At 58.1% G+C, this 14,581-nt stretch carries 15 protein-coding genes and 2 pseudogenes; 12 read left to right on the top strand and 5 right to left on the bottom strand.

Going from position 1 to position 14,581, the window contains the following annotated elements; all coding sequences use genetic code 11:
• Positions 1–393, bottom strand: a complete 393-nt coding sequence (gene tusD, locus V3W27_RS14120; protein WP_096795705.1) for a sulfurtransferase complex subunit TusD — start codon at positions 391–393, stop codon at positions 1–3.
• Here tusD and V3W27_RS14115 point away from each other — a divergent pair.
• Complete coding sequence (locus tag V3W27_RS14115; protein WP_274621207.1) at positions 392–526, top strand: hypothetical protein; 135 nt, start codon at positions 392–394, stop codon at positions 524–526. The two genes, tusD and V3W27_RS14115, sit on opposite strands and share 2 nt — an antisense overlap.
• A 47-nt stretch (positions 527–573) precedes the next feature.
• On the opposite strand, the gene V3W27_RS14110 is transcribed toward V3W27_RS14115, so the two are convergent.
• Entirely contained in the window at positions 574–1,278 is a 705-nt protein-coding gene (locus V3W27_RS14110) for a YoaK family protein (protein WP_247268620.1), read from the bottom strand.
• A gap of 25 nt (positions 1,279–1,303) precedes the next feature.
• Entirely contained in the window at positions 1,304–1,633 is a 330-nt protein-coding gene (locus V3W27_RS14105) for a DUF6388 family protein (protein ID WP_027614684.1), read from the bottom strand.
• Between the two features lie 134 nt (positions 1,634–1,767).
• Between V3W27_RS14105 and V3W27_RS14100 the strand changes: the two genes are divergently transcribed.
• Positions 1,768–2,118 (top strand): hypothetical protein, encoded by a 351-nt coding sequence (locus V3W27_RS14100; RefSeq protein WP_247268621.1) that lies wholly within the window; start codon positions 1,768–1,770, stop codon positions 2,116–2,118.
• A gap of 110 nt (positions 2,119–2,228) precedes the next feature.
• Here the strand turns inward: V3W27_RS14100 and V3W27_RS14095 are convergent, their stop codons facing one another.
• Positions 2,229–2,654, bottom strand: coding sequence for a GNAT family N-acetyltransferase (locus V3W27_RS14095; protein ID WP_330206869.1), 426 nt, complete (start codon positions 2,652–2,654; stop codon positions 2,229–2,231).
• Positions 2,655–2,801: 147 nt separating this feature from the next.
• On the opposite strand from V3W27_RS14095, the gene V3W27_RS14090 reads away from it, so the two are divergent.
• The 3 genes and pseudogenes from V3W27_RS14090 to V3W27_RS14080 form a co-directional block, all read left to right on the top strand.
• Positions 2,802–3,239, top strand: a complete 438-nt coding sequence (locus V3W27_RS14090) for a hemerythrin domain-containing protein (RefSeq protein ID WP_027614687.1) — start codon at positions 2,802–2,804, stop codon at positions 3,237–3,239.
• A gap of 222 nt (positions 3,240–3,461) precedes the next feature.
• Positions 3,462–4,097, top strand: a complete 636-nt coding sequence (locus V3W27_RS14085; protein ID WP_027614688.1) for a lytic polysaccharide monooxygenase auxiliary activity family 9 protein — start codon at positions 3,462–3,464, stop codon at positions 4,095–4,097.
• A gap of 40 nt (positions 4,098–4,137) precedes the next feature.
• Positions 4,138–5,160, top strand: a pseudogene (locus tag V3W27_RS14080) (chitinase); the annotation flags it as partial.
• A gap of 127 nt (positions 5,161–5,287) precedes the next feature.
• Here the strand turns inward: V3W27_RS14080 and pdxR are convergent.
• Positions 5,288–6,733, bottom strand: coding sequence for a MocR-like pyridoxine biosynthesis transcription factor PdxR (pdxR, locus tag V3W27_RS14075; RefSeq protein WP_247268622.1), 1,446 nt, complete (start codon positions 6,731–6,733; stop codon positions 5,288–5,290).
• 188 nt (positions 6,734–6,921) lie between these two features.
• Here pdxR and V3W27_RS14070 point away from each other — a divergent pair, with 188 nt between their 5' ends.
• The 7 genes and pseudogenes from V3W27_RS14070 to cysK all read left to right on the top strand — a co-directional run bounded on the left by V3W27_RS14070 (position 6,922) and on the right by cysK (position 14,538).
• Positions 6,922–8,463, top strand: a complete 1,542-nt coding sequence (locus V3W27_RS14070) for an FAD/NAD(P)-binding protein (protein WP_115985548.1) — start codon at positions 6,922–6,924, stop codon at positions 8,461–8,463.
• Positions 8,460–9,671, top strand: coding sequence for an MFS transporter (locus V3W27_RS14065; RefSeq protein WP_330206868.1), 1,212 nt, complete (start codon positions 8,460–8,462; stop codon positions 9,669–9,671). The genes V3W27_RS14070 and V3W27_RS14065 overlap by 4 nt, the downstream gene beginning before the upstream one ends.
• Before the next feature lie 46 nt (positions 9,672–9,717).
• Positions 9,718–10,911, top strand: a pseudogene (locus tag V3W27_RS14060) (pyridoxal phosphate-dependent aminotransferase); the annotation flags it as partial.
• A gap of 209 nt (positions 10,912–11,120) precedes the next feature.
• Positions 11,121–11,900 carry a YqcI/YcgG family protein gene (locus tag V3W27_RS14055; protein WP_330206867.1) on the top strand — a complete coding sequence of 260 codons (780 nt, stop codon included), beginning with the start codon at positions 11,121–11,123 and terminating at the stop codon, positions 11,898–11,900.
• Positions 11,900–12,739 (top strand): arginase family protein, encoded by an 840-nt coding sequence (locus V3W27_RS14050; protein WP_049827968.1) that lies wholly within the window; start codon positions 11,900–11,902, stop codon positions 12,737–12,739. The genes V3W27_RS14055 and V3W27_RS14050 overlap by 1 nt, the downstream gene beginning before the upstream one ends.
• The gene (gene dapF, locus V3W27_RS14045; RefSeq protein ID WP_330206866.1) at positions 12,732–13,589 is read left to right on the top strand and encodes a diaminopimelate epimerase; all 858 of its coding nucleotides are present in this window, start codon (positions 12,732–12,734) and stop codon (positions 13,587–13,589) included. The genes V3W27_RS14050 and dapF overlap by 8 nt, the downstream gene beginning before the upstream one ends.
• On the top strand, positions 13,576–14,538 hold the full coding sequence (gene cysK / locus V3W27_RS14040; protein ID WP_027614693.1) for a cysteine synthase A: 963 nt from the start codon (positions 13,576–13,578) through the stop codon (positions 14,536–14,538). Before dapF ends, cysK begins: the two co-directional genes overlap by 14 nt.
• Positions 14,539–14,581 lie beyond the last annotated feature (43 nt).

Genomic DNA, 14,581 nt, shown 5'->3' with positions numbered 1-14,581 from the left:
TCACGCACCTCCGAAACAGATCAGTCGATCGGCGTCCTGCACCGCATCGTGCAACTGGCCGAGGCCGGACAATTCCCACGGCGCGCTGACCGCGACGGCATCACGCTGGTAGCGTTTGGCTTCTTCGTCATTCAGTACGCCACGGCGCAGGGCGGCGGCGATACACACCACACCGTCCAGTTGCTGCTCGCTGATGAACGTGCGCCATTGTTTGGGCAGGTCCAGTTCGTCCTGCGGGGTGACCACCGCGTCGGAGGCGTTGTAGACGCCGTCCTGATAAAAAAACAGCCGGACAATCTCATGCCCGCCGGCCAGCGCAGCCTGCGCAAACAGCAGGGCACGGCGCGAGGAGGGCGCATGGGCGGCGGAAAACAGCGCGATGGCGAACTTCATGACGGACTCGATCAGCAAAACTGCGGCCATGATAAAGCTTTATGACGGCATCCGCGAAATCGAAGTCAGGCGCATGCCCTCTGTGGGAGCGGGCTTGCTCGCGAAGGCGTTGAGTCATTCAAAAGGTCTTTGACTGATGCACCGCTTTCGCGAGCAAGCCCGCTCCCACAGGATCGTATTTCAGCGCGGCATATAGCCCAGTTGCCAGCGCCGCGGAATGCTCAGGGACAGCACGCCCAGCACCGCCGCCAGCAAGCCGCTGGCGAACAATGCCCGAAGTCCGAAATGATGTTCCAGCACTGCGCCGAGTATCGCGCCGATGAACATCCCGCTCCACGGCACCAGTTGCACCCGCCAGCCATTACGCCGCTCGCCGAGCATCCAGCGCCCCAGGCCACGGCCGAACCGCGACAGCGCTCCGGTCACGTAAGTCAGGCCGACGGGCAGACCGTTCACTTCTTCGACCGCCGCGTTGAGCATGCCCATCGCGATGATCGCCGCCAGCAGCGCCGGCAGTTGCGTGTCATACGGCCAGGCGGCCGCCAGACAGAGCAGGGTGGCGATGCACAGCAACAAGGGCAATGTGCGCCGACCACCGAGGCGCCCGATCACGATCCCCAAGGCATTACCGATCACGAAGGTGACGACGAGGATGATCAGGCGCAAGGTCAGTCCGAGGTCGCCGTCACTGATCGCCACCGCCAGCCGCGTGGTGTTGCCGCTCATGAACGAAACGAAATCGCCGCTGGCCATGAAGCCGATTGCATCGGTCATGCCGGCGAGTACCGACAGGCTGGCCACCAGCGCCAGACCGATGCGCCCGCGCCATTTCTGCTGATGCAGATGCCCGGAGGTGGCGCGGTGAGTCGAAGTGGAGGGCAGCATCGGCGACGATATCCTTCAGCGGCGGTTACGGTTCCAGCCCATACAATTCGCAGTAATCTTCCCAGCGCATGTGGGCCATTTCCGCTACCTCGCGATGCACCTCCATGCGCTGGGCCTGATAGTCCTCGGGCGTTGCGGCCGTCAGGAGCAAGGTCAGTTCCCAGGCGAACAGGCCTTGATTCTCCGCCTCGGCCTCGAAGGCTTCGTGCAGACGTTCTTCACGATACTGCGCAGCGGTTTCACCCTTGGCCTGGGCCAGCAGCGGATTGAGATGATCGAGGGTTTCGCGCAATTCGGGGCGCGCGTCGAGAAACAATTTCAGGGCTTGTTCATGTCGCTGGTCGGTGGGCGCCATGTGTGTTCCTTGTGAGGCTGATGACCCTAGGGTGCCGGAGCGGCTGTCGCATGTCGCGCTATAAATGCAGTAAAGCAGAATGATTTTGCCTGTTGCGGTGATACAGTCCGCTTTTTTCTGAATGAGCGAATGCAATGCGAATTCTGATGGTAGCGCTGGCCGCGACCGTGCTGGCTGGCTGCGCGGGTTCGGTGATGGACGATTCTCGCACCAAAGCCCCGTACAAGGTTCTGGCTTCGGACAAGCCAGAGAAAGTTGTCGCTCAGTGCGTACAGTTCGGCTGGCAGGACGAAGCAGTGTTTGGCGTGGACGCCGGAGCGTATCTGCAACCGGGCAAGAAGGGTGGCTCGACGGTGTACACCCGTTCCGCAGAGTCATTTGTCGACGTGACCAGCGATGCGTCGGGAACCGTCCTCAACTACTACGCGCAGAAGGACGATTTTGTTGCCAAGCGCCGGTTGGCGGCGTTGGCGACCTGTCTTTGATATTGCGCTGAAGCGGCTGCCGTTATCGCCAGCAGGCTGGCTCCCACACTGGATTTGTGTTTGCCACCGATCCTGTAGGAGTGAGCCTGCTCGCGATGAGGCCAATGAATTCAACCGATCAAGCGCTTCTGGAAATAATGCCGGCTATGCCCCGGCGGGTAATCAACGATCTCGCCAAACTGGCTGAATCCCAGCTTCTCGTAGAACGCCGGCGCCTGAAAATCGAAGGTGTCCAGCCAGATGCCCATGCAGTTCTTCTCCTTGGCCAGATTTTCCGCCATGGCCATCAGTTCCGAGCCGATGCGTTGCCCGCGACCCTGTTCCGGGACGCACAGCAACTCGATGTACATCCACTGGAAGATCACCCGGCCGTACAAACCGCCGAGAATCGCGTCGTGTTCATCGCGCACCAGCAGGGCGAAAGGTTCAGATGTGGAACCACCGGTCCGGGCGTCGTTATACGCAATCAAAGGCTCGAGAATGGCCTTGCGTTGTTCTTCCGTGGGGTTCTGCGACAGCTCGATTCGCAACGTCATGTGCAACTTCCTTGTGAGATGAACCGCCAGCCTATCCTGCCCGGGGAGCGTCTTCCAAGTCCTTCCTCATCCCTTTGGAACCGCCGCTGTCGCGCCGGGGTCTAGCTTTTACAGCGTCATTCCGAACGCGGTTGATGAGGATCCCCCATGAATATTTTCGAAGCCCTTCGCGAAAGCCACGACCGCCAGCGCAGTTACGCCAAAGCCCTGGTCGAAACCAGCGGCGACACCCCGGAGCGGGTTGAAGCCTATAAACAGCTGAAAGCCGAGCTGCAGGCCCACGAAACCGCCGAAGAGCGCCACTTCTACATCCCGCTGATGGAGTTCGACAACGGTGTTGACCTCAGTCGCCACGCCATCTCCGAGCATCATGAAATGGACGAGATGATGGAAGAGCTGGACGAGACCGAGATGTCCAGCCCGGCGTGGCTGGCAACGGCGAAGAAGCTCTCCGACAAAGTCCATCACCATCTCAAGGAAGAAGAGCAGAAGTTCTTCCAGATGGCCGGCAAATTGCTCGATGACAAGCAAAAGGAACAACTCGCTGGCCAGTACGAAAAGGAGTACCAAGCGCAACTGCCATGAGTACTGAATGCCAGTTTTTGCAGTGTCGGCGTGTAGGCCTTTGGCCATGCGTTGGGTGGGTCTTGTCGTAATCAGCTGTATATTCATCCAGTGTTTTCGGCGTTTTTGACTTGAGACGCCGATTGACTGCGACAAAACCGCCGATGGACAAAAAAACCACCTCCGTTAGCTTGAAGGCCTCTCCTCGGACAGGAGAGTTCTTAAATCAACGGAGTGAAAAACATGAATCAACCACAAGCTCAAACCCAACTGCGACACGGTCGCGTCACCTCTCCAGCCAGCCGCGGTGCGGTAGCCATCGAGCAAGGATTGCTCGGTGCCTGGCAGGTCAACGAAATGGAAGGCGGCAAGAACTTCCCGGCGCTGACGGCAGGGCCTTTTCCTGCTCCCTATGGAAGCGACAGTGACAGTGTCACGCCGCCCGCCGACGGTTACATCCTCAGCGGTGGCAAGACCGATGCCCGTGACTGCGTGAACTTCACCGACGAGGAAATGAGCAAAAAGCTCAATCGTCCGTTCAGCTGGCCACTGCTCAGTGTCACCCCGGGCCAGACGCTGGAAGTGAAGTGGGAATACACCGCGCCACACACCACCCGTGGTTATCGCTGGCTGATCACCAAGGATGGCTGGGATCCGAAACAGCGCATTTCCCGTGCACAACTCGAAGCGCAGCCTTTCGCCGAAGACTTCTACACTCAAGTGCCGTATTACAGCTATCCGGGGGAATTGAAGGCCAAGGTCAATCATTCGGTGAAATTGCCGGCCACCAAAAAGGGCCGTCACGTCATCGTGCTGATGTGGATCGTCGCCAACACCGGCAACGCGTTCTATCAGGCGTTCGACGTCGACTTCAAATAACGGCGTTACGCTCAACCCACAGGTTCTGAAGGATTAGAACATGTCAAATATCGACTTCACGCTAGTGCAAAACCAGGCGGCCGACGCGGCCGCGCTGATGCCGAGCATCGCCGGCAAAAAAATACTCATGGGCTTCTGGCACAACTGGCCGGCGGGTCCAAGTGACGGCTATCGTCAGGGCCGCTTCGCCGAAATCGCTCTGGAAGCGGTGCCCAAGGAGTACAACGTGGTCGCGGTGGCGTTCATGAAGGGCAGCGGGATTCCAACCTTCAAGCCGTACAACGTCTCCGATGCCGAGTTCCGGCGTCAGGTCGGCGTGCTCAACAGCCAGGGGCGGGCGGTGCTCTTGTCCCTGGGTGGCGCCGATGCGCACATCGAGTTGCGGGCCGGACAGGAACAACCACTGGCCAATGAGATTATCCGTCTGGTGGAAACCTACGGCTTCGATGGGCTGGACATCGATCTTGAACAGAGCGCGATTGATTTCGCCGCCAACAAGACCGTGCTGCCGGCCGCGCTGAAACTGGTCAAGGATCACTACGCAGGCCAGGGCAAGCACTTCATCATCAGCATGGCCCCGGAGTTTCCGTACCTGACCACCAATGGCAAATACGTCGGTTACCTGCAGGCGCTTGAAGGCTATTACGACTTCATCGCGCCACAGTTCTACAACCAGGGCGGCGACGGGGTCTGGGTGCCGGAAGCCAATAATGGCAATGGTGCGTGGATCGCGCAGAACAACGATGCGCTGAAAGAGGACTTCCTCTACTACCTGACCGAAAGTCTGGTGACCGGCACCCGGGGCTTCACCAAAATCCCGGCGGACAAATTCGTCATCGGCCTGCCGGCCAACGTCGATGCGGCTGCCACCGGTTACGTGATCGACAGCACCGCCGTCGGCAATGCGCTCAAACGTCTGGCGATCAAAGGGCTGCCGATCAAGGGCCTGATGACCTGGTCGGTAAACTGGGACAACGGCGTCAGCAAGGATCGCGTGCCGTATGGCTGGGAATTCAGTCGGCGTTATGGACCGCTGATTCACGGAGCGAAAACAGCGACACAGGAAACGGATGACACGTTGTCGCGCGTCGCCCGTTAGCAGCAATTAAAGAGCCCGGTAGCGCTGCCGGGCTTTTTTGCGTGGGCCAGGCAAACAATGCCCGGATGTGAGTCATAGCGGAGCGGGTTGTTTATCCGATCGGGACGCGCTCGATACATTGAGTGAATGACTTGACGAGATCCAGCAAGCAGGCAGCCGCCTGATTGATCTGCGTATCGGTAAGCGCCGCGTAACCAATCAGCACGCCGGGTTTGACCGCGTGACTGCTGGTGAATGCGGATACCGGTTGCAGGCAAAGATTGAAGAGGGCAGCCCGTGCGCAGAATTCTCTTTCATCAATGTCTGCGGGTAACCAGAGCACAAAATGTAATCCGGATTGCTCGCCGGAAATCTGCAGATCAGGGTTTTCTCGCAGCTGTGAGATCAGCAAATCGCGTCGATGTTGATACGTCTGTCGCGAGATGCGCAAATGCCGTACATATTTTCCGGTGCAGAGAAACTGGTTGAGTGCGAGCTGACCCAGTATGCCGGGCGTCTGGCCGGTGTCTTCGATGAGGTTGATGACTTTCTTCTGTAAATGTTTGGGAATGACCATGAAGCCCAGACGAAAGTTGCTGAACAGGGTTTTATTGAAGCTGCCGCAGAAAATCACCCGGTCGTTTGTATCTATTGATTTGATGGCGGGCAGGGGAGCACTGCCATAGTTGTACTCGCTGTCGTAGTCGTCCTCGATGATGATCGCATTGGCTGCGGTCGCCGAGGCCAGCAGGGCCTTGCGGCGTGCCATGCTCATGCAGACACCCAAAGGAGCCTGGTGAGAGGGCGTGACATAAATGGCCTGAACCGGACTGGCGGGTGACAACGCTTCAACGATCAGACCTGCATCGTCCACTGGAATATCGATGATTGTGTTGCCGGAACAATTGAATATCCGCCGGGCCCAGTAATAGCCGGGATCTTCCATGGCAACGACGGCCTCTTTTCCCAATAATCTGCTGATGAGGTCGAGACAGTGCCTGATGCCGTGGGTAATCACGATGTCCTGAGGTGAGCAGTCAATTCCCCGGTAGATCTGGATATGGTCGCAAATGGACTTGCGCAAGTTCTCGTCACCGCCGAGTGACGAGGCCGATACTGCGGTGGCGAGGTCTTTGGCGGAAGGTGTGCATAACGACTTTACATCTTTTTCTTCGAGCAATCCCGGATCGGCCAGTCTGGCAATAAACGGTACATAAGGCTGTAAATAAGTAATGGGAGCAGGTGAATCGGATGACCGGTGAGTATCAAGTTCGACTTGCAGTTCCTTAGTTCTGGCAGCGGCGATCAGATTATCCGGCAATGTTGCGCAGACCACCGAGCCGGCACCTCGCTTGCGAATGATGAAACCTTCTTCGCGCAATTGATCGAAAACAGTTTCCAGAGTCCCTCGGGAAACTCCCCATCTTTGCGCAAGCGTACGCGTGGAGGGCAGCGCTTCGCCGGATTGGAGCCGACCGGAACTGATCAGGTGTTCAAGGAAACGGCACAGAAGCTGATGTTTGGTGGACAGCGAATGTTCGGTCAATTCGAACGGCAAGACTAGGTCGAGGCCAACTGGCCGCTTACCTCTGGTCATAGTGGTACACACCAAAATCCATTTAATGGATCTTCATCTTAGCGCGGCATACAAATACGCTCAACGCCGCTCAAGCTAACGCGTTGAGGGGTGGCGCGCGAGTCATTGGGGTCAAGAGAAACTGGATTGGTATAGGGATATCGTCGGCAATGACTGCTTTTGAAAAACTGTCAACACTCAATAAGACTAATCATCGCGAGCCGCAACTAAAGATTGCGATAGTCGGAGGGGGTGCAACAGCGATTAGTGTAATTGATGCGTTGCAGCGCGACGTTAAGCTGAAAAATATGGATGTTGCAATTACCCTCTATGAGCCTGACAAGAAAATAGGTCCAGGTCGCGCTTATCAAAACGATGGTGATTATGGATTGATTAATCGCCAGGCCCGATTCATGTCCGTGAAAAGTGACGATCCCCGGCACTTTGTAGGATGGGTCACTCATAAATATGGAAGTGCACTGGCGCAACTTGATTTCTTGCCCCGTCACTATTTTGGTGAGTACCTGTCCGATTGTTTTGCCGAGCAAGTGGCGCTGGCGCGCGACCTCAAGCGGCCGATTCGAGTGATCGGGCAAAAGGTCACCAGCCTGACAATGCACGATGACAAAGCGGTCGTCGGTGTCGAAAACGGGCCGCAACAAGTGTTCGACCGGGTGATTCTGTGCATCGGTACCGCTGAACCGGCGGATATCTTCTCGTTGGCCTGCTCCCAAAACTACATCGGCAATCCGTATCCGATGTGGACCAGGTTTTCCGCGATTGGCGGCGACGATCAGGTGGCGATCATTGGTTCCAGCCTCTCCGCTGTCGATGCAGTCCTGGCCCTGAATGCCCAGGGACACCGCGGCAAGATCGTCATGCTGTCGCGCAATGCGCTGCTGCCAGCGGTGCGCATGCCGCATCACGACTTCACTTACAAGGTCATCACCCGCGAACGCATCGAAGAGCTGCGTGACGAAGCGGGGATGATCTCCTGGTCGAAATGGCTTGGCCTGATCACCTTCGAACTGACAGCCCAAGGCGTGGATCTGGAGAAGCTCAAGGCTGAACTGGCGCCAGGTCAACTGCCGTTCGAGCGGCTGGAGCGCCATCTTCAAGCATCGGCCCGTGGCGAAAAGTGGCTGTCCATCCTGATTGATATTGCCAACGACTACGTCGAGCTGGCCTGGGACAGCCTGAGTGCGGGCGATCGCAGTTATTACATGGCCAACTATCACTCGATTTTCATGAGCCTGTGCAACCCGATGCCTCCGGCAACGGCCAACAAGTTGCGCAACATGCTCGAATCCGGACACCTCGTGATTCGTCCTGGCCTGAAGGGCGTGGAACTGAGTCCCGGTGGCGGTTTCGTCCTGAATTACCAGGCAGGCGCCTGTCATGCCGACTGGGTCATCAACGCCACGCGATCTGAAACCGGTGGTGTCGGGCAGACCGGTACCGAGCTGGTGTCTTCGATGGTCAACAATGGCGTCGCTCAGCACCATCCGTTTGGTGGACTGCACGTGTCATTCGGTTCGCACAAGGTCATCGACCGCAGTGGCAAGGCCAGCGACGCTATTTATGCCTTGGGCCAACTGGCTGCCGGTAACCATTACTACACCAGTTCACTGGCCATGATCACACGTCAGATCGATCGGGTTCTGCCGCATTTGCTGACGACTGATCAATACCTCAAGGAGCTTTCTGCGTGAAATCCAGCCGCCCCGGAATCCTGTTACCTGCAGCGTTGTTGTCGGCCGTAATCGTGCCGCAGCTCGGACTCGGTCTGATGACGCCCACCGTTGCAAAACTGGCGGAGGAGTTTCGAGTCCCCCATGAGGCGATTCAGGAAACGTTTGTTGTTTACATGATCGGGTATGCGTTGTCCGTGGTATTGGCGGGGATTCTTGCCGACCGTGTCGGAGCCCGTCGCGTACAGATTTCGGGGTTGTTGATTTGTGCTGCCGGGTGCCTGCTTGCAGCGCTCTCGGACTCCTTTTACCTGTTTGCGGTTGCGCGTTTCATGCAGGCCCTCGGAGGGTGTGTAGGGACCGTAACCACCAGGCTGATCGTGAAATCCGATTATCCGGAAAGCAAACGTCTGCGAATTCTCACCACCCTTGCCTCGGCGATAGCGCTCACGCCGTGTATCGCACCGTTGCTCGGCGGCATGTTGTTACCTTCGCTGGGATGGCGCTGGATGATGGGCGGCGTGGGGATGTTCAATCTCGCGGCATTGGTGCTTTTCTGGCAGGTCGACACCTCTCCGGGAGCATCGGATTCGACGGGGCGCAGCATCATTGCCGTTTATGCCGCCAACTTCAGAAATGCGGATTATCTGGCTTATGCCGCCGGCATCAGTCTGGTGTGGATGAGTTACTTCGTGTTCCTGTCCTGTTCGACTTATGCGTTGCAGACGGAACTGGGCATGTCCAGCCTGGGTTACGGCGCGGTGATCTCCCTGTGCGCCGTCGGTTATGTGATTGGCAGTACGTTGGCGCGAGCATTGAGCGCCAGGTGGGCGTTGAACGAGATCCTGCTGCTTGGAAGCAGGGTAGGCATGGCCGGGTGCATGTTGCTGGGCATTCTGCTGTCGGTGTTTGGCAGTGTGCTGCCGGCGCTGCTGATACCGATGGTGCTCATTCTGTTGTCGGTCGGGATGGTGATTCCCGCGACTCAGGCCGGGCTATTGAAGAGTGTCAGTCGTGATATCGGTATTTCCTCCGGGCAGTTTTTCTTTTTCCAGATGGCGGCGGGGGCCGGTTACGGTTTGCTGGTCAGTTCCTTTTCCGAACTGGGCGTTCGTGGCCTGGCACTGTTTATCGCCATTCCGATTGTCGTGTTGTTCGTTTTCCTGAATATGTCGCGGGCACTGTCGAAGTCCCCGGATGAGCAGTTGAAGGCAGTCTCTCGGACCTGAGTTTGCTGTTGCTGCGGCCCTGATAAAAAAACAAGGATGTGTAGTCGTGCAGTATCTGAAATCGCTGAAGTTGAACAGTGTGTGTTATGACATTCGTGGCCCGGCACTGGAGCAGGCCAGAAAGATGGAGGAGGACGGCCAGCGCATTCTGAAGTTGAATATCGGCAATCCCGCGCCCTTCGGTTTCGAGGCGCCCGACGAGATACTCCAGGATGTGATCCGTAATTTGCCGACGGCGCAAGGTTACAGTGACTCCAAAGGCTTGTTCAGCGCCCGCAAGGCCGTCATGCAGTACTGTCAGCAGAAGCAGATCGAGGGCGTCGGCGTCGACGATATCTACCTGGGCAATGGCGTCTCCGAGCTCATTGTGATGTCACTGCAGGCGCTGCTGAACAACCGCGACGAAGTGCTGGTGCCAGCTCCGGATTATCCGTTGTGGACCGCCGCGGTGAGTCTTGCCGGGGGCAATGCGGTGCACTACAGGTGCGACGAGCAGCAGGACTGGTGGCCGGACCTCGATGACATACGGGCCAAAATCACCCCCAACACCCGAGCGCTGGTGATCATCAACCCCAACAATCCCACCGGTGCGGTGTATCCGCGAGACGTGCTGCTGGGAATGCTGGAGATCGCGCGCCAGCACAATCTGGTGGTGTTCTCCGACGAGATCTACGACAAGATTCTCTACGACGAGGCGGTGCACATCAGCACCGCCTCGCTGGCGCCGGACCTGCTGTGCCTGACCTTCAACGGGTTGTCCAAGTCGTACCGGGTGGCCGGGTTCCGCTCCGGCTGGCTGGTGATTTCCGGGCCGAAGCAGCATGCCGCCGGCTACATCGAAGGCATCGACATGCTGGCGAACATGCGCCTGTGCGCCAACGTTCCGGCCCAGCATGCGATCCAGACCGCGCTGGGGGGTTACCAGAGTATCAATGACCTGGTCTTGCCTCAGGGGCGCCTGCTCGAACAGCGCAACCGGGTGCATGAACTGCTCAACGCTATTCCCGGCGTCAGTTGCGTCAAGCCGATGGGCGCGCTGTACGCGTTTCCAAGGATCGATCCGAAAATTTGCCCGATCAAGGATGACGAGAAGTTTGTCCTCGAACTGCTGATGTCGGAAAGGCTGCTGGTGGTTCAGGGAACCGCGTTCAACTGGCCCGCGCCCGACCATTTCCGCGTGGTCACGTTGCCGGCACTGCCGGACATCGAAGACGCCATGGCGCGGATTCATCGATTCATCAGCAGCAGGTCACTCAACAACCTGAGCGTTCGTCGAGTGGCGAATAACGCCCGGGACCTGTGGCCGGTCTTCTGATTCCAGACGCAGATCAAGTAAGCAAGTTGTCATGCCTGACGTAAGTTCGTGGCAGGTGTGACAGCGCAAAGTGCCAGACGGCTGGATGCCACACTCGGCCATCTCTCTAAGTTGTGCAGCATAAAGGAATGAGTATGCGGAACTTTGATGCGCAGGTTTCTTATCGAGTCATGCTTTCTCAGGATGAGGTTAATCATCATGGGGCCGATTGGGAGAAAGAGGCCTTGAATGAACTGGAAGAGCGACTTGGAGGAGGGTCCGACTTTCCCTGCATCTTTTCCAAGAATGCATTCAAGAAGTCTTCGATCAAGTTTGTATTTGTCGACACTTTGGATGCTCAAGGGCTGGCGAAACTGGCTGAAGGCTTGAAAGAGTATGTGACGCTTTCCAGAACATGGAGTGGTTCAATCGAGGACGCTTATCCGCTCATCGTGTTCTTTTCAACCGATGCGATATCGGCGAGTACCGCGCAGGAGTATCAGGCCGCCGGGTGGGGCGTGCTGCAGAGCCTGCACTGGCTGGATGAAAGCCCGTGGCCGGACAGCGTCGATGTCGACCCGGAGTCACCGTTCTGGTCGATGTGCTTCGCGGGAATGCAACTTTTTGTGAATATGAGTTCTCCCGCACACAAACTTCGCAAGAGCAGAAACCTCGGGTCGAGATTTGCGCTGGTGATTAATCCGCGTGAACGCTTCGATGTATTTGCCGGCGATACCGTGGGCGGACGTAATGTTCGCGCCAATATTCGCAAACGCATCCTTAAATATGATTCGGTGCCCCACGCCTTGCAATTGGGCGGCTTCGGCTCTGACGCCAAAGAGTGGTGGCAATACGGTTTGATTGAAGAAAATGCAGAGCGCACGGATGTTTGCCCGTTCAAACATTCCAGCCATGAAAATAAAGAGGAAGCCTGATGTTCAAGTTGATTGTATCCAACGGCAGAGTGGCAGACCGCACGGCATTTACCCGTATCGGCGCGTTGAAGGCCGCGTCGGCACTTGAAGCAAAGTACGGTGTAGCGCCGCTGTATATCGGTGACGGCAGCTGCGAGCCGGCGGCCGATGACTGGACAGTCAGTCTGCCGGCAGGACGTGAGCAGATCGATTCGCTGCATCGCGCCGTGGCCTGTGCGGTAGAGGAGCAGCAACTCACAGTGGTCATCAACGGCACCTGCCCGGCCAGCCTGGGCAGCGTACCTGCGGTGGCCAGACATTACCCGGACCTTTGTCTGGTGTGGGTCGATGCCCATGGTGACTTCAATATTCCGACGACCACTGACACGGGCTACCTGGGCGGGATGGTGGTGTCGGCATTATGTGGCCTCTGGGACAGCGGCTGTGGCGCCGGCGTGCGTGCGGAGAACGTCATTCTGGTCGGCGCGCGTGACATCGACGGGCAAGAGCAGCGTCTGCTGAGCGCCAATAATGTGCGCACGCTTTCCCCGCAGCAGGCAACCGCCGAAGCGGTGCGCAGCGCGATCGGCCAATCGAAGGTCTGGGTGCACATCGATTGGGACTCTCTTGAGCCTGGCTACGTGCCCGCCGACTACGCAGTGCCTGACGGTCTGCTGCCGCAACAGCTCGCGGCGATCCTGGGAGCAATTCCGCTGGAGCAGATCGTCGGCCTGGAAATCGCCGAGTTCAATGCATCCTGCGATGCGGCGACGGCACAGCGTGCAACCCAGTGCATCATCGATATCGTTGACCCGCTCCTGTCCAAAGCGTGTCTTGAGGCGAGTGTGTGCCATGCATAAACCGGCTGCTGCTGCCAGGCTGCGTTTCAGCAAGATGCACGGTGCGGGCAACGACATGATCATTCTCGATCTGCGTGATGCGCAGGATCCGTCGCGCGAATTGTGCAAGTACCTGGCTAACCGCCATAAAGGTATCGGCGCCGATATGGTCCTGGGCGTCAAGGCGGCGCGCAATCCATCGTCCGTGGCCTCGTTCGATATCTGGACGGCGCAGGGCGAGTCCTCCCGCCAATGCGGCAACGGTGCGCGGTGTGTCGCCGCATGGCTGGTTCGGGCAGGCCTGACGGAGGCGTCCGAGTTCACCCTCGACAGTCCCTCCGGTACCCACCGGGTCCGGGTCATGGAGGACGGCAACTATCAGATCAGCATGGGCGCACCGAATTTCTCGCCCGCCGCCATCCCGGTGTTCGGCTTCGACCAGGTGCAGTCGGCTTATCAACTCGAACTCGCCGGGCAACACCTGGCGTGTTCGGCGGTATCGATGGGCAACCCGCACGCGGTGATCGAAGCCGAGCGTGATCAGTATGAGATTCCAACTGTCGGCAGTGCCCTGCAAAACTCCGGGTATTTCTCCCCTGACGTCAACGTCGGGTTTGTACAGCTGCAATCGCGCAACAGGATAAAACTCAAGGTCTACGAATTCGGCGCAGGCGAGACGCTGGCCTGCGGCAGCGGTGCCTGCGCGGCGGTCGCGGTGCTGGCGCGGGCCGGGCGGGTCGACCGCTCGGTCGATGTCGAACTGCCCGGCGGAACCCTTGAAGTGACATGGGAGAGTGACTTGTCCGCGATGTACCTCTCCGGCCCTGCTGAATTCGTATTTGATGGAGAACTCGCTCATGCCGTTGTATGAAAGCATTCTGGACACGATCGGCCGTACGCCAATCGTCAAGCTGCAAAGGCTCGCCCCGGAACACGTCAGCATTTATGTGAAGGTCGAGTCGTTCAACCCAGGTGGTTCGGTCAAGGACCGGCTGGCGCTGGCTGTGGTACTCGACGCCGAAGCCAGAGGCCTGTTGAAGCCTGGCGATACGATCGCCGAATGCACCTCCGGCAACGTCGGCATTGCGTTGGCGATGGTTGCCGCGGCGCGCGGCTATAACTTCGTGGCGATCATGTCCGACAGTTACTCGATCGAACGGCGCAAGCTGATTCGTGCCTATGGCGGCAAGGTTCTGCTGTTTCCTGCTCACCTGGGCAGCAGCGGCGGCAACCAGATTGCCGATGAACTGGCGCAGAAGTTTGGCTGGTTCAGATCGCGACAATTCGATAACCCGGCCAACCCTTCCTATCACCGCGAAACCACCGCCACCGAAATCCTCGGTGATTTTGCCGGTAAACGCCTGGACTACTTTGTCACCGGTTTCGGCACCAGCGGCACGCTGACCGGCGTTGGCCAGATGCTGCGAGTCGCGCGACCTGCGGTGCAGATCGTTGCCGCAGAACCGGAAAATGCTGCGTTGCTGTCGGGCGGCACCTGGGGCGTGCACCAGATTCAGGGACTCGCGCCCAACTTCACGCCGACCATCATGGACAAGACCGTCATCGATAAAGTCCTGACCGTGAACGAGTACGAGGCGCGCGACACTTCGCAGCGCCTGGCCAGGGAGGAGGGGATCTTCGTCGGCATTTCTTCGGGCGCCTCGGTCGCCGCAGCGTTGAAGGTTGCCGAGACCGCAGCGGCCGGTTCGGTGCTGCTGGCCATGTTGCCGGATACCGGTGAACGTTATCTCTCGACGTTCCTGATGGACGGCATCGCCGAAGGTTCCGACGATGACTGGTTGCAGTCGCTCGAGCCGTAACAGGCAACCGGTTACTTGGCGAAGCAGGCGCTCTAAGGGATTA

The sequence above is a fragment of the Pseudomonas sp. AM14(2022) genome (genome assembly GCF_036346455.1).
GTDB lineage: Bacteria > Pseudomonadota > Gammaproteobacteria > Pseudomonadales > Pseudomonadaceae > Aquipseudomonas > Aquipseudomonas putida_A.
Note: the sequence above shows the minus strand (reverse complement) of the source record. Positions and strands in the feature narration are given on the sequence as shown.

Bases quoted from the DNA above. Each gene is read 5' to 3' on its own strand.
- V3W27_RS14115 (WP_274621207.1), top strand. From the start codon at position 392: ATGACGGACTCGATCAGCAAAACTGCGGCCATGATAAAGCTTTATGAC.
- tusD (WP_096795705.1), bottom strand. From the start codon at position 393: ATGAAGTTCGCCATCGCGCTGTTTTCCGCCGCCCATGCGCCCTCCTCG.
- V3W27_RS14110 (WP_247268620.1), bottom strand. From the start codon at position 1,278: ATGCTGCCCTCCACTTCGACTCACCGCGCCACCTCCGGGCATCTGCAT.
- V3W27_RS14105 (WP_027614684.1), bottom strand. From the start codon at position 1,633: ATGGCGCCCACCGACCAGCGACATGAACAAGCCCTGAAATTGTTTCTC.
- V3W27_RS14100 (WP_247268621.1), top strand. From the start codon at position 1,768: ATGCGAATTCTGATGGTAGCGCTGGCCGCGACCGTGCTGGCTGGCTGC.
- V3W27_RS14095 (WP_330206869.1), bottom strand. From the start codon at position 2,654: ATGACGTTGCGAATCGAGCTGTCGCAGAACCCCACGGAAGAACAACGC.
- V3W27_RS14090 (WP_027614687.1), top strand. From the start codon at position 2,802: ATGAATATTTTCGAAGCCCTTCGCGAAAGCCACGACCGCCAGCGCAGT.
- V3W27_RS14085 (WP_027614688.1), top strand. From the start codon at position 3,462: ATGAATCAACCACAAGCTCAAACCCAACTGCGACACGGTCGCGTCACC.
- V3W27_RS14070 (WP_115985548.1), top strand. From the start codon at position 6,922: ATGACTGCTTTTGAAAAACTGTCAACACTCAATAAGACTAATCATCGC.
- V3W27_RS14055 (WP_330206867.1), top strand. From the start codon at position 11,121: ATGCGGAACTTTGATGCGCAGGTTTCTTATCGAGTCATGCTTTCTCAG.
- V3W27_RS14050 (WP_049827968.1), top strand. From the start codon at position 11,900: ATGTTCAAGTTGATTGTATCCAACGGCAGAGTGGCAGACCGCACGGCA.
- dapF (WP_330206866.1), top strand. From the start codon at position 12,732: ATGCATAAACCGGCTGCTGCTGCCAGGCTGCGTTTCAGCAAGATGCAC.
- cysK (WP_027614693.1), top strand. From the start codon at position 13,576: ATGCCGTTGTATGAAAGCATTCTGGACACGATCGGCCGTACGCCAATC.